Raw genomic sequence first — 13,434 nt, 5'->3', positions numbered from 1 at the left:
CAATCAAGAATCAACATTGTCTTTCTCGTGGATCTAGGTCATCCTCGCGTGAGCACTTGCTACGACGCGGCGTGGATCGGGCGGTATGAAGTCAACAGGATCGAACAGCACGGCCAAGGCTTTCGCGCGGCTGCACGGTGTCGCCCCGGCCGGGGTGTGGTCGGCGCCGGGCCGGGTGAACCTCATCGGCGAGCACACCGACTACAACGACGGGTTCGTGCTGCCGTTCGCGATTCCGCAGCGCACGTGGGTCGCCGCGGCGCCGCGGGAGGACGGCGTGATCACGCTCGCGAGCGTCGTCGACGGTGAGGTGGTGACCGCGCCGCCGTTGCGGGTGGGTTCGCTGGGGCCCGGCGGCGTGCAGGGCTGGGCCGCGTATCCCGCCGGCGTCGCGTGGGTGTTGCGGCAGCAGGGGATCACCGGCGGCGCGGACCTGGTGATCGCCGGCGACGTGCCGCACGGGTCGGGACTGTCGTCGTCGCACTCGCTGGAGGTCGCGACGGCGTTGGCGCTGCTGGGTCTGGCCGGCGTGGAAGCGTCCAAAAGCGACGTTGCTCAATGGGTGCAGCAGGCCGAGAACGACTTCGTGGGCGCGCCGACCGGGCTCCTCGACCAGACGGCGTCGTTGTGCTGCACCGAGGCGCACGCGTTGTTCCTGGACGTGCGGTCGGGCAAGCAGGAGCAGGTGCCGTTCGACGCGGCCCGGTACGGCCTGGAAGTGCTCGTGATCGACACCCGCGTGAGCCATTCGCTGGTGGAGTCCGGGTATGCCGAACGACGTGCGGGCTGCGAGGAGGCCGCCCGGTTGCGGGGCGTGGCCGCCGTGCGCGACCTGGACACCGAGGCCGGTCTGCCGGAGGAACTGCAGCCGCTCGTCCGGCACGTGATCACCGAGAACGCGCGGGTGCTCAAAACCGTTGAGCTGCTTCGGGAAAACCGGTACGCGGAGATCGGACCGCTGCTGAGTGCCTCGCACGCGAGCCTGCGGGACGACTACCGGGTGTCGTGCGTCGAGCTGGACGTGGCCGCGGAAGCCGCCGAGAAGGCCGGTGCGCTGGGTGCGCGGATGATCGGTGGTGGGTTCGGCGGTTCCGCGATCGCGTTGGTACCGGCGGAGATTCGTGCGGACGTGGAGCGGGCCGTGTTCGAAGCCTTTGCCGTGCAGGGGTTCGGGCCGCCGCGGACGTTCACCGCTGTTCCGGCGGCAGGAGCGGGCCGGGACGTGTGACCCGGGGCAGCCGCACCGTGACGACGAGCCCGCCGGCTTGGCGGGGCCTGAGTTCCAGGATTCCGTCGTGGGCGCGGACGATGCTCGCCACGATGGCCAGCCCGAGACCCGCGCCGGCGTGCTCGCCGGTGCGGGTGCGTTCGGCTCCGCGCTGGAACGGTTCGGTGAGCGTCGGTACCAGGTCTGCCGGCAGGAGCGGACCGGTGTTCTCGACCCGCAGCACCGTTTCGCCGGTCAGTTGCGAGGTGCGGACATCGACGGAGCCTCCGTCGATGTTGTGCACGATCGCGTTCTGGACGAGGTTCGTGACCATGCGCAGCAACAGCTCGGCGTTTCCTGCGGTCTGAGTGGCGTCGCCGGTGACGTCGAGCGTGATCTCGCGCTTCTCGGCGAACGGCAGCAGCGTCTCGGCGGCTTCCTCGGCGACCAGCGAGAGGTCGACTTGGGCGCGGGTGAAGGTGCCGGTGCGGCTGAGCAGCAGGAGCGCCTCGGTGAGGTCGATCGCGCGCTTGTTCACCGCGTCCAGGCGTTCGATGAGCTCAGGTGCGGGTTCCTGGCGGGCCACGTCGAGCAGTGACTGCGTGATCGCGAGCGGCGTGCGCAGCTCGTGCGAGGCGTTGGCGGCGAACCGTCGCTGCTCGGCGACGTGCGACTCGAGCTGTTCGAGCATGGTGTCGAACGCGTCGGCCAGCTCGCGGAACTCGTCGGTGCGGCCCGGCAGCCGGACCCGGTGCGACAGCTCGCCCCGCGAAGCCAGCCTGGCCGCGTCGGCGAGTTGCGTGAGCGGCGACAGCATCCGTCCGGCGAGGAGCCATCCTCCGGCGAGACCGGTCACGAGCAACGCGGCCAGCGCGACGGCGGCGGCCTTGCCGAAGATCCGCGAGAGGAGGTACTGGTTGGGCGAGATCCCGAGCAGGCCCTGCTCGGTGTTGGGCACGTAGCGCAGCAGGTACATCCACACCACGACGAGCAGCACGGCGCCGGTGATGAGGACGACTCCGGCATAGCTGAGGGTGAGTTTGAGGCGGGCGCTGAGACCGGCGCGTCGGGGGAGGGGGCGGTCCGGCGGCTGAGTTCGTGGGGCGGGGACGTGGCCGCTGAGTTCGGGACGCCTGGTCACGTGTCGATCCGATAGCCGACGCCCGGCACCGTCGCGATGATCCACGGCTCGCCGAGCCGTTTGCGCAGCGCCGACACGGTGATCCGGACGGCGTTGGTGAACGGGTCGGCGTTCTCGTCCCACGCCCGCGCCAGCAGCTCCTCGGCGCTCACGACTCCGCCCTCGGCCGCCACGAGCACCTCCAGCACCGCGAACTGCTTGCGGGTCAACGCGACATAGCGGTCGTCGCGGAACACCTCCCGGCGGAACGGGTCCAGCCGCAGCCCCGCGAGCTCGCGGACCGGCGGCCGGGCGTGGGCGCGCCTGCGGTCGAGCGCGCGCAGCCGCAGCACCAGCTCCCGCAGTTCGAACGGTTTGGTGAGGTAGTCGTCGGCACCCAGCTCGAACCCGGACGCCTTGTCGTCGATCCGGTCGGCGGCGGTGAGCATGAGGATCGGCATGCCGCTGCCGGACGCCACGATCCGCCGCGCGACCTCGTCACCGGACGGGCCGGGGATGTCGCGGTCGAGCACCGCGATGTCGTACGAGTTGACGCTGAGCAGCTCCAGCGCGGTGTCCCCGTTCCCGGCGACGTCCGCGGCGATCGCCTCCAGCCGCAAGCCGTCCCGCACGGCCTCGGCCAGGAACGGCTCGTCCTCCACGATCAGCACCCGCATGTCCGGCAGCCTAGGCAAAGCTGTGGACGGGCGTGCGCCACCACCGGTACGAGAGCATCGAGGCCAGACCGGCACCGACGGTGTTGAGCAGCACGTCGTCCACAGAGGACACCCGGTCCAGCAGCAGGACGTACTGCGCGACCTCGATGAAGGTCGAGCACCCTGCCGCGAGCATCAGCACGTGTCCCAGCGACGCGAGCGACGAGAACCGCAGCGGCGCGAAGAACCCCAGCGGCGCGAAGATCAGCAGGTTGCCGATGATCTGGCCGCGGTCCCAGGAGAGCAGGTCGGCCAGCGGGACCAGGGTCACCACGCCGTGCTTGCCGGGTTCGTTGCCAGGCAACAGGGTCATCCACACCCACGGCACCGTCCCGTAGACGAGGCCGACCTCGGCCACAGCTGTCCGCCACGGGTGCGCGGCGCCGGTGACCTTCCGCCGCCACCCCAGCAGTCCGGCCGTCACCACGGCGATCGGCAACGAGAGCACGGCGAGGGCGACGACGCCGGTGAAGGTGCCGACCCAGTCGTACCAGTTGTTGAGCACACCCCTACCCAAGACGCGTGCACGTTGCCAGGGCGTATGCGGTTTTCGATACGCCCGCGATAAGTGACCCAGAACACTATGGAAAGGATAGCGCTAACGAAAAGTTAGTGCAAAGCTCTCGCGTGCACAGACCGAGTGAAAGGTGCACGAGATGCTCAACCGACGCTCCCTCATCACCAACGGCAGTACCGCCGCGTTCGGTGCCATGGCCCTGGCGGCCGTCACCAACGGGGTCGCAGAAGCCGGTCCCGCTCCCGCCGGGTACTCGCCGTGGACGCCGCTGCCCGACCCGTCCGCGACGCCGGTGCCCAACCCGCCGTTCGCCAAGGACCTGACCGGCACCGAGCGGCGCAACCTGGAAACGTTCGACGAACTCGACTTCGACGTCTTCACGCACCAGAAATGGGCGCGGCTGGGGGAGAGCCACGCCCGCTCGATCCGCGTGCACTGGCCCGACGGGCACTACACCGACGGCATCGACCGGCACATCGAGGACCTCAAGGGCTTGTTCGTCTGGGCGCCGGACACCCGCATCGAGTCGCACTACCTGCGCGTCGCGAACGGTGGGCTGACCGCGGTCGCCGGGGTCATGCAGGGCACCTTCACCCGGCCGATGCCCGACGGCAAGGGCGGCTTCATCCAGCCGACCGGGAAGCGGTACTCGATCAACATGGCGACCATCGGGCTGTGGAACCGGCGCGGCACGATGGATGAGGAATTTCTCTTTTGGGACAACCAGAACTTCTACCGACAGATCGGGCTGGCCTGATCACCGCGCCGACCACTTCTGGTTCGGGGTGCCGCGACACTCGGCGGGCCGGACAACCGAGCCGTCGGCGATCCCGGAAGCCTCCAGGCACCGGCCGTCGGCGGTGACGAGCGAACCGTCCGGGGAGAGGGAGAAGCGGTCCCGGATCTGGCTCGGCGCACCGCTGCAGTCCCGCAGCACCATCGTCGAGTCGAGGCAGCGCAACGACAACGGGTTCGACAGCACGGCGGGCATGCCGGTGGCCGGGGAGAGGCTCCCCGGCACCGACTCGAGCGCCGCCGCCCAGCGGTCGGCCATCTTGGCGTAGCCGGCCGCGTTCGGGTGCAGGCCGTCGTCCAGGTCGGCCGCGGTGAACCCGGTGTGCATGTCGACCAGATGAGCCCGCGGGCCCCGCACGATCGCCGGTAGGGCCGCGTTGAAAGCCTGTACGCGCGCCTCGAACGCCGGGTCGTCCGGCACCGGCGTGATCTGGGCGACGAACACCTCGGCCAGCGGGGCGAGTGCGTGGATCTTGCCGATCAACGCACCGAGCCTGGCCGGGGCGCCCGCCACGTCGTGCTGCTGGTTCAGGTCATTGGTGCCCGCGTGCAGCAGGACGGTGCGCGGGTTCGCCCGCCGCACCCACGACACGATCCCGGCATCCAACTGGTCGATCCGGAAACCCGAATGGCCCTCGTGGTCGTGGTCGCCGAGACCCACCGGCCCGTTGGACGCGGACCCGACGAAGTCGACCGGATGCCGCTGCCACAGCGAGACGCGGTAGCCGCCGGGCGTGCCGAACCCGTGCGTGATCGAGTCGCCGAGCGGCATCACCCGCACGCCGCCGTTGGACTCGGTCCGCGACGGGCTCGTCAGCACCGCCAGACCGAGCGCCACGACCAGCGCGATCCGCCACCACATCGATCAAGGTTCGCACGTCAACCGTCAGCACAATCATCCGAATGACCCGATGTGAGCAGTTCTCGCCGCGGCTACGTTGGCCTGACCCTGCATACCCTGCGAAGGAGCCCAACGGTGCGAAGAAGATCCCTGCTCTCCACCGCGCTGACGACAGTGGTCGTCGCGGCGGCGATGGTCGTCCCTGCGGCCGGCGCTGCCCCTGTCACCACTCTTGCCGCCCCCGACATCGACGTGGCGGCGGTCAAACAGCACCTGACCCAGCTCAACACCATCGCCACCCAGAACGGCGGCAACCGCCGTTCCACCTCCGCCGGCTACCGCGCGTCGGTCGCCTACGTGAAGGACAAGCTCACCGCGGCGGGCTACACCGTCACCGAGCAACCCTGCACGAGCGGTTGCACCAGCGGCGCCGGTCCGAACGTGATCGCCGAGTGGCCCGGTGGCAACGCGAACAACGTCTACATGTTCGGTGCCCACCTCGACAGCGTGAGCGCGGGCCCCGGCATCAACGACAACGGCTCCGGTTCCGCGTCGATCCTGGAGACCGCCCTCACCCTCGCGCGGGTGAACCCGACGATGCTCAACAAGGTCCGCTTCGGCTGGTGGACCGACGAGGAACAGGGCCTCAACGGCTCGAAGTTCTACGTCAACCAGCTGCCGGCCACCGAACGCGCGAAGATCAAGGCCTACTACAACTTCGACATGGTCGCCTCGACCAACGGCGGCTATTTCATCAACAACATCACCACGGCCCAGTCGGCGCCCATGAAGGCCTACTGGGACTCCCTGGGTCTCCAGCCCGAGGAGAACCGCGAGGGTGCGGGCCGTTCCGACGACTACTACTTCGGTCAGGCGGGCATTCCGTCGTCCGGCTACGCGACGGGTGCCAGCGCGGACAAGACCGCGGCCCAGGTCGCGAAGTGGGGCGGCACCGCCGGAGACTTCGACCCCTGCTACCACCGGGCCTGCGACACCACGGCCAACATCAGCGACACGCACCTGAACCGCTCGGCCGACGGCATCGCGTACACCCTGTGGGACCGCGCGGTCGGCAGCAACCCCGGCCCCGACTTCTCGGTGGGGGTCTCGCCGACGTCCGGTTCGGTCGCGGCGGGTTCGTCGGTGCAGGCCACCGTGTCGACCCAGACGACGAGCGGCTCGGCACAGTCCGTGCAGCTGTCGGCGTCCGGACTTCCTTCCGGCGCAACGGCTTCGTTCAACCCGTCCTCGGTGACGACCGGCAGCAGCTCGACGCTGACGATCAGCACGACGACGTCGACGCCGTCCGGCACCTACCCGGTGACGATCACCGCGACGGGCTCGGTCACGCACACCGCGACCTACAACCTGACGGTCACGGGTGGCCCTGGTGGCGGCTGCACCGGCACAAACCCGAACGACGTCGCCATCCCGGACAACTCTCCGACCGCCGTGACGAGCAGCATCGTGATCTCCGGTTGCGCGGGCAACGCGTCGTCCACGAGCAAGGTCGAGGTGCACATCAAGCACACCTACCGGGGTGACCTGGTGGTGAGCCTGCTCGCGCCGGACGGGTCGTCGTACTCGCTGAGCAACCGCTCGGGCGGCAGCGCGGACAACATCGACCAGACCTTCACCATCAACCTGTCCACCGAGGTCGCCAACGGCACCTGGAAGCTCAGCGTGCGTGACGCGGCGGCGGTCGACGTCGGCACCATCGACACCTGGACGCTCACCCTCAACTAGCACCGCGGTGGGACCGCGCACCCCGTCCACCAGGGCGGGGTGCGCGTGCTCACACAATCACAACCAGGGCTTTTCCGTGAAAACATTCGCCGGAAATAATTTGAACCTTTTTCGTTCTTGACGGTCCAGAAGCACGCGACAACACTGCCTCGACAACTGCTCACGAGGTCGGGGGTGCTGTTGCCGAGCCCAGGGATCGTCCGTCGCGCGTGGTGGGGCGCGCATCAGCACACCAGGCTCGCCGTGATGTGCCTCGGCGTTCTCGCCGCGCTGGCCACGACGGTGGCGGCAGGCTTCGCCGGCGGGTCCGGTCCGCAGCAACGCGTGGACGCAGGGATGGACCCGATGCGCCGCGGCGACTCGTTCGAGGTGACCGTCCACACGGTGTCCGATGTGGACCTGTTCGAGGGAGTCGAGCCCGCGTCCGGAGTTCTCTTCCGCGCCCGCGTCGCCGGGATCGGCCGGATCGCCGACTGCTGGCTCGCCGAGTCCCGCACCACCGCGCAGAACCTGTTGCGCGGCAAGATGGTCCGGCTCACCGTGAAGAAGGACGTCGACTCCGACAGCGACCGGATCGTGGTCGACGTGCGGCTGCCGGACGGCACCGACTACGCCAACACCCTCGTGCACGACGGCATGGCGCCGGCGGACGTGTCGACCCGCGACGAGCTCGCCCAGGTCGAAACCGTTGCGCGCCAGGAACACCGCGGCCTCTGGGCGGCCTCGTGCATCCGCATCGTGAGCACGACGTCCAGCGCGCCCTCATCGTCCACGACGACCACGACCACCACGACGACGACCACGACCACGACGACACCGGAGTCCTCCACGCGGAAACCGCCGCCCAGGCCGACGGTCACCTCGGTCGAGCCACCGCCGCCCGACGACCCGCCGGACGACTTCTGGCTGGGCAAGATCTGCTTCAAGGAAGGCGCGAAGCGCAAGGCGGCGGGTGGCGGCGAGCTCGTCTGCACCCGCAACGGCAACAAGCTGAGGTGGCGGCGTGCGGACTGACGACGGCATCGACCTGTTCAGCAAACCGGTGGAACCGGCGCCCGTGCTGGCACAGGGCAAACCTCCACGCGGCCTGACCGACGGCGGCTGGGTGCGCACGACCGGCTGGCTCCAGATCGGCGACCACCCGGTGAGCTCGGCCCTGCTCGCCGCGCTCGCGGGCCTGCTGTGGGCGTTGGTCGGCGCGGCCGTCTCGGTGCGGGCCTTCCCGGTCACCGCAGGGGTTCTGGTGCTGCTGATGCCCGTGCTGTGCGGCGTCTTCTGGTGGTTCCTCACCTCACGGGTGAGGCCGGCCTCGGTGGCGCGCAACGTCGAGACGAAGCACGCGGACGAGCTGGCGGTGGGCGATCTCGTCCGGCTGTACGGCTCGATCGGCCCGGTCGCCCAGGTGGCCGAGGTGCAGGTCGCGGACGAGGTCGACGTGACCTTCCAGGGTGAGGTGCGCCAGTCGTGGCCGCGTGACCGGGTGGTGCACGTGGCCGAGCTGCTCAGCTGACGGCGACCCGTTCTACCAGCACCTGCCAGCTCGCGATCAGGTCGTTCACCATCGGGCTGGGGGCGTCCGCGGACTGCAGGTACAGCAGGATCGGGCCCTCCAGCGCGGCCACCAGCTGCAACGCCAGCGCGCCGCTCGAAGCCGCGTCCGGACACGCCTCGTTGAGCAGCATCTGCACGTGGAACAACGACGGGCCGTCGCCGATCGGCACCGGCTGGCCAGGATCAAGCGCCGCACGGGCGAGCACGGTGTGCTCCACCAGGAACTCGAGCCGTGCCTGACCGAACGCGACCAGCCGCTCGACCGCCGGCGCGCCCGGCCCGAGCGGCGGCCGGCCGCTCATCAGCCGCTCCTGGAACCGCTTCTCCTCCTCGTCGAGCAGCGCGTGGAAGATGCCTGCCCGCGTGCGGAAGCGGCGGAACACCGTGCCCTTGCCGAGCCCCGCGCGTTCGGCCAGGCCGTCCATCGTGACCTTGTCCGCGCCCAGCTCCGCCACCATCTCGCGGGCGACCTCGATCAGGCGGGCGCGGTTGCGCGCGGCGTCCGCCCGTTCCTCGCGCGGTTGACCCAGTGACAGCCCGACAGGTTCCACGGGCTGAACGCTACCCGTCGGCAGCGTCCCCCCAGGACGCCTGCCGTGCAGCGAGTTGCCGGTCGCGCAACGGGGCGAACGACTCGCTCCAGCCGACCAGCTCGTCGAGGTGGGGGAGCGGGAAGTCCGGCAGGTCGACCAGCTCGAACGTGGCGTCGTCGTGCTGCCCGGCCTGCTGCGCGACCCACCTGGCCACCTGCTCGCCGTGCCGGCCGGGGCGGGTGCTGCCGGTCCGGTGCCGCCGATCACAGCCAGCCGCTGTCCTCCGCGACCTTGACCGCCTCCGCCCTGGTGCGTGCGCCGGTTTTGCCGATCGCCGCGCTGAGGTGGTTGCGGACGGTGCCCTCGGACAGGTGCAGCGCTTTGGCCAGGTCGGAGACCGTGCCGCCGTCCCGTGCCACGGCCAGGACGTCGCGTTCGCGGTCGGTCAGCGGGCTCTGTCCGGTGGCCAGCGACTCGGCGGCCAGCGCCGGATCGACGACCCGCAGCCCGGCGTGCACCCGGCGGACCGCGTCGACCAGTTGCTCCGGCGTGGCGTCCTTGACGACGAACCCGGCCGCGCCCGCCGCCATCGCCCGCGCGAGGTAGCCGGGACGTCCGAACGTGGTGCAGACGATCACCCGGCAGCTCGGCAGGGCCTTGCGGAGCTCGGCGGCGGCGCTCAGGCCGTCCTTGCCCGGCATCTGCACGTCGAGCAGCGCCACGTCGGGCCGGGTGCGCTGGGCGGCGGCGATGACCTCGTCGCCCGCGCTGACCTCGGCGACGACCTCGATGTCGGGCTCCAGGCCCAGCATCGCGGCGAACGCACCACGCACGAGCGCCTGGTCGTCCGCCAGCAACACCTTGATCACGCTACCTCCGCTCGCAGCCGGTACCCGCCGTCGTCCAAGGGGCCCGCCAGCACCGTGCCCCCGAGCGGGGCCAGGCGCTCGGCCAAGCCTGTCAGGCCCGTTCCCGGCTCGCCGACCCCGGCGCCGCGCCCGTCGTCCCGCACCTCCAGCCACGTGTCGCCCAGCCGGACGGAACAACGGGTCGCGGCCGCGTGCCGCAGCACGTTGGTGATCCCCTCGCGCAACACGTACCCGAACACCCCCTGGAGCTCGGGTCGCACGTTGTCCACCGCGTGCGGGAGGTCCGCCTCGATCCCGCCCGCGCGCAACGCCGCCCGCGCGCCGACGACCTCGGCCGACAGCGACACCTCGCGGTAGCCGGAGACGGTGGTGCGGACGTCGCTGAGCGCCTGCCGGGTGAGCGTCTCGACCTCGCGGATCTCGGCCAGCGCCCGGTCCGGCTCGTCGCTTTCCAGCAGCCGCCGCGCCACCCCGGACTTCAGCGAGATCGTGGTCAGGCTGTGCCCCAGGATGTCGTGCAGGTCGCGCGCCAGCCGGTTGCGCTCCTCGGTCCTCGCCAGTGCCGCGATCTCGTCCTGCGCCAGGGAAAGCGCCCGGTTCGCCCGCACCATCCTGCCCATCGCGAGCATGCCCAGCGAGATCGAGAACAACGTGCCGAGCTGGCCACCGTCGATGGCCAGGTCGTGCTGGAGGTACATGGTGCCCGCCAGCGCGCCGAGGACCGTGGCGTTGATCGCGATCGCCCGCCACGGCGTGAGCACCACGGCGACGGTGGAGACGATGTAGACCATCAGCCCCGCGGACGACATCCCCAGCCAGAAGACGATGACGAGGCCGAGCACGGTCATCGACAGGCAGATCGCGGTGTTGACGTTCTCGCTGTCGCTGCCCCAGAGCCAGCGCGGCGCGGCGACCCAGCCCACCGCGTACGCCACGATCAGAACCGTCAGCACGATCCGCACCACGAGGGTGCGGTCGCTGGTGAGCACGTCGTAGGTCAGGGCAGGGAGGTAGAGCAGCACGAAGACGATCGCGAACCAGAACCACTTGCCGTTGCCTTTGAACACGACCAAGAACCTAGCTCTGGGCGCGGTAGCGGCGCGCGGCGATCACCGAGAGTCCCGCCACCCAGAGCGCGATCACGAGCAACGCCTGCTTGACGTCCACTCCGGACACGAACGGTGCCTGCGTCAGCTCCTTGATCCAGTACGTCGGCAGCACCTTCATGAGCGTCGCCAGCCAGTCCGGTGCCACTTCGGCGGGAATCCAGATGCCGCCCAGCAAGCCCAGCAACATCGACGCCAGACCCGTGATCGCCTGCATGCCGTCCGGGCTCGCGACCAGCCCGATCACGATGCCGAGCAGCACGAACGGGATCGCGCCCACCCACAGCGTCCCCACCACGCCGAGCCAGTGCAGGGCGTCCATCCGCACGCCCTCGACCGCGCCGATGATGCTGATCAGCAGGATTCCGGGCAGCGCCACGAGCATGCTCAGCGCGCCCTTGGTCGCCAGGTATCCGGTGCCGGTCAGCGGGGTCAGCCGCAGCTGCTTCTGCCAGCCGAGGCCGCGTTCGACCGCGATCCGGGCGCCGATCGACAACGGGCCGGCCATCAGCCCGAACAACGCCATGTTCATCATCAGCGACGTGGTGGTGGGCAGGCCGTTCGGGAACGTGCCCTTGCCGTAGAGGTTCACGAACAGCACGAACATCACCGACGGCACGATGACCGTGAAGATCAGGTACCGGCCGTTGCGCACCGCTCGGCGCAGTTCCAGACCAAGGAATCGGGCGTTCATCAGTTGTCCTCCCCAGTGAGCGCCAGGAACGCGTCTTCCAAGCCCAGCGCGGTGATCTCGATGTCGTGCGCGTGCGGGTAGCGCTGCAGCAGCGCGCGTACCGTCGCGTCGGAGTCCGTGCAGGTGAACGTGATCCGGTCACCGCGCCGTTCTGCTGACCGCGCGCCGGGCAGTTCGAGGTCGTGAGCGCCCGGCACGACCGCGCGCAACGTCCGCCCGGACACCGCGGCCCGCACCTGCGCCACCGACCCGTCCGCCACGATCCGCCCGGACCGCATCAGCACCACGCGGTCCGCGTACTCCTCGGCTTCCTCCAGGTAGTGCGTCGCGAACAGCACAGTCCTGCCGGTGTCGGTGTACGCGCGCATCTGGTTCCAGAACGCCCGCCGCGTCTCGACGTCCATCGCGACCGTCGGCTCGTCCAGCACCAGCAGGTCCGGCTCGCACACCAGTGCCAGCGCGAACCGGACCCGCTGCTTCTGCCCGCCGGAGAGCTTGGTGCACTTGCGGTTCGCGAGGTCCGCGATTCCCGCCTGCTGCAAGGCCTGCGCCACCGGCATCGGCTTGCGGTGCAGCGCCGCGATCAGCCCGACCGCCTCGGCCACCGTCGCGTCGTCCAGCAGTGCGCCGCTCTGCAGCATCGCCGAGATCTGCCCGGCGACCACCGCCTCGCGCGGAGCCTTGCCGAACACGCTGATCGTCCCGCCGTCCGGAGTGGACAGACCGAGCAACATGTCCACCGTCGTCGACTTCCCGGCCCCGTTCGGGCCGAGCAGCGCGACCACCTCACCGGGCGAGATCACCAGGTCGATCCCGTCGACCGCGCGGACCTCGCCGAACCGCTTCCGCAACCCGCTCAGCGCCACCGCGGCGCCCGCTCGCACAGCTGTCTCCGTCATGTCCCCAATGCTGGTCGGCGGCACGGGGGAGGGCGGGTTCCAGCTGTCACGACTCGGCCATGACAGATGTCATGGCCGCAGGTGCTCGACCTCGATCCCGTACGTCTCGGTCAACCGGTCGGCCACCAGCGAGCGGTGGCACGCCTCCGGATCGGCCTCGACGCAGAACAACGCCGCCACCCCGGCGCCGGACGCGATCGGGGCCAGGTCGGCCTGGTCGAGGATCTCCGCGGTGTAGCGGCGGGCGTACTCCTCGGCGAGCACCTGGCGGGACCGTTTGCCGACGCCCTGCCGCTCGTCCTCGGCGTACTGGGCCTGCCGCATGTCGGTGGTCGGGGCGAGCTCCACGTGGTGCTCGTAGCCGATCCCGGCTTCGGCGAGGGCGGCCTGAAGCCGCTGCGAGTTGGCCCAGGCGTACTCGTGTCCGCGCACGCCGCGACGTTGGCGCAAGTCGAGCAGCACTCGGACCTTCGCCTGCTTCAGCGTCCACAGGAACGACTCGGCGTCGAAGCCGTACACGCCGATCGTCACCACCTTGATCACGCGACCGCGGTTCCTTCCAGTTCGACCAGCTGGCCGGGGATCGCCAGCCGCGTCACGCCGAGCATCGTCGTCGCCGGTGCGACCCCCGCGGTGCCCAGCCGCGCCGACAGCACCCCGTAGTGCTCGAACAGCACGTCGTGTACACGTTGAGCCGGACCAGGTTCGCGAGCGTCATGCCGGCCTCCTCGAGCACAGCTTCGAGGTTGTCGAGGCTCAGCGCCAGCTGGGCGGCCAGGTCGCCGTCGTGCTGCGGCTTGCCGTCAGCGTCCATCGCGGTCTGTCCGGAGCAGTACAGGG

The 13,434-nt window shown here is 70.1% G+C and carries 15 protein-coding genes and 2 pseudogenes; 5 read left to right on the top strand and 12 right to left on the bottom strand.

Annotated elements, in window-relative coordinates; genetic code table 11:
- Nucleotides 1-85: 85 nt before the first annotated feature.
- Nucleotides 86-1,228 carry a galactokinase gene (gene galK / locus UK23_RS09600; protein ID WP_045311060.1) on the top strand — a complete coding sequence of 381 codons (1,143 nt, stop codon included), beginning with the start codon at nt 86-88 and terminating at the stop codon, nt 1,226-1,228.
- On the opposite strand, the gene UK23_RS09595 is transcribed toward galK, so the two are convergent.
- Genes UK23_RS09595 through UK23_RS09585 form a run of 3 tightly spaced genes read right to left on the bottom strand, consistent with a single transcriptional unit; the run spans nt 1,188 to nt 3,560 of the window.
- Nucleotides 1,188-2,348: a sensor histidine kinase gene (locus UK23_RS09595; RefSeq protein WP_082114532.1), complete on the bottom strand. Its 1,161-nt coding sequence runs from the start codon at nt 2,346-2,348 to the stop codon at nt 1,188-1,190. The genes galK and UK23_RS09595 overlap by 41 nt on opposite strands.
- Entirely contained in the window at nt 2,345-3,004 is a 660-nt protein-coding gene (locus tag UK23_RS09590; RefSeq protein ID WP_045311059.1) for a response regulator transcription factor, read from the bottom strand. Before UK23_RS09590 ends, UK23_RS09595 begins: the two co-directional genes overlap by 4 nt.
- Before the next feature lie 10 nt (nt 3,005-3,014).
- A complete protein-coding gene (locus UK23_RS09585; protein WP_196777675.1) occupies nt 3,015-3,560 on the bottom strand; it encodes a VanZ family protein in 546 nt (181 codons plus the stop codon).
- A gap of 139 nt (nt 3,561-3,699) precedes the next feature.
- Here UK23_RS09585 and UK23_RS09580 point away from each other — a divergent pair, with 139 nt between their 5' ends.
- A complete protein-coding gene (locus tag UK23_RS09580; protein ID WP_045311070.1) occupies nt 3,700-4,317 on the top strand; it encodes an ester cyclase in 618 nt (205 codons plus the stop codon).
- Here the strand turns inward: UK23_RS09580 and UK23_RS09575 are convergent, their stop codons facing one another.
- Nucleotides 4,318-5,217: a GDSL-type esterase/lipase family protein gene (locus tag UK23_RS09575; protein ID WP_045311057.1), complete on the bottom strand. Its 900-nt coding sequence runs from the start codon at nt 5,215-5,217 to the stop codon at nt 4,318-4,320.
- Nucleotides 5,218-5,331: 114 nt separating this feature from the next.
- Between UK23_RS09575 and UK23_RS09570 the strand changes: the two genes are divergently transcribed.
- From UK23_RS09570 to UK23_RS09560, 3 genes are all read left to right on the top strand, one after another.
- Nucleotides 5,332-6,942 (top strand): M28 family peptidase, encoded by a 1,611-nt coding sequence (locus UK23_RS09570; protein WP_045311056.1) that lies wholly within the window; start codon nt 5,332-5,334, stop codon nt 6,940-6,942.
- 174 nt (nt 6,943-7,116) lie between these two features.
- Nucleotides 7,117-7,956, top strand: coding sequence for a thermonuclease family protein (locus UK23_RS09565; protein ID WP_045311055.1), 840 nt, complete (start codon nt 7,117-7,119; stop codon nt 7,954-7,956).
- The gene (locus tag UK23_RS09560; RefSeq protein ID WP_045311054.1) at nt 7,946-8,452 is read left to right on the top strand and encodes a hypothetical protein; all 507 of its coding nucleotides are present in this window, start codon (nt 7,946-7,948) and stop codon (nt 8,450-8,452) included. Before UK23_RS09565 ends, UK23_RS09560 begins: the two co-directional genes overlap by 11 nt.
- On the opposite strand, the gene UK23_RS09555 is transcribed toward UK23_RS09560, so the two are convergent.
- The 8 genes and pseudogenes from UK23_RS09555 to UK23_RS09520 form a co-directional block, all read right to left on the bottom strand.
- A complete protein-coding gene (locus UK23_RS09555) occupies nt 8,445-9,044 on the bottom strand; it encodes a TetR/AcrR family transcriptional regulator (protein WP_045311053.1) in 600 nt (199 codons plus the stop codon). The two genes, UK23_RS09560 and UK23_RS09555, sit on opposite strands and share 8 nt — an antisense overlap.
- A gap of 10 nt (nt 9,045-9,054) precedes the next feature.
- A pseudogene (locus tag UK23_RS51365) lies at nt 9,055-9,261 on the bottom strand (NADPH-dependent FMN reductase); the annotation flags it as partial.
- A 28-nt stretch (nt 9,262-9,289) separates the two neighbouring features.
- A complete protein-coding gene (locus tag UK23_RS09545) occupies nt 9,290-9,895 on the bottom strand; it encodes a response regulator transcription factor (protein WP_045311051.1) in 606 nt (201 codons plus the stop codon).
- Nucleotides 9,892-10,962, bottom strand: a complete 1,071-nt coding sequence (locus UK23_RS09540) for a sensor histidine kinase (protein ID WP_052684508.1) — start codon at nt 10,960-10,962, stop codon at nt 9,892-9,894. The genes UK23_RS09545 and UK23_RS09540 overlap by 4 nt, the downstream gene beginning before the upstream one ends.
- Before the next feature lie 10 nt (nt 10,963-10,972).
- Nucleotides 10,973-11,695, bottom strand: a complete 723-nt coding sequence (locus tag UK23_RS09535; protein ID WP_045311050.1) for an ABC transporter permease — start codon at nt 11,693-11,695, stop codon at nt 10,973-10,975.
- A complete protein-coding gene (locus tag UK23_RS09530) occupies nt 11,695-12,594 on the bottom strand; it encodes an ABC transporter ATP-binding protein (RefSeq protein ID WP_045311049.1) in 900 nt (299 codons plus the stop codon). The genes UK23_RS09535 and UK23_RS09530 overlap by 1 nt, the downstream gene beginning before the upstream one ends.
- Nucleotides 12,595-12,663: 69 nt before the next feature.
- The gene (locus UK23_RS09525; protein ID WP_045311048.1) at nt 12,664-13,137 is read right to left on the bottom strand and encodes a DUF488 domain-containing protein; all 474 of its coding nucleotides are present in this window, start codon (nt 13,135-13,137) and stop codon (nt 12,664-12,666) included.
- Nucleotides 13,134-13,434 (bottom strand): annotated as a pseudogene (locus tag UK23_RS09520) (RidA family protein); the annotation flags it as partial. The pseudogene UK23_RS09520 and the gene UK23_RS09525, both read right to left, overlap by 4 nt.

This window comes from Lentzea aerocolonigenes (assembly GCF_000955955.1).
Lineage (GTDB): Bacteria > Actinomycetota > Actinomycetes > Mycobacteriales > Pseudonocardiaceae > Lentzea > Lentzea aerocolonigenes_A.
This window is presented reverse-complemented; position numbering and strand designations above follow the sequence as displayed.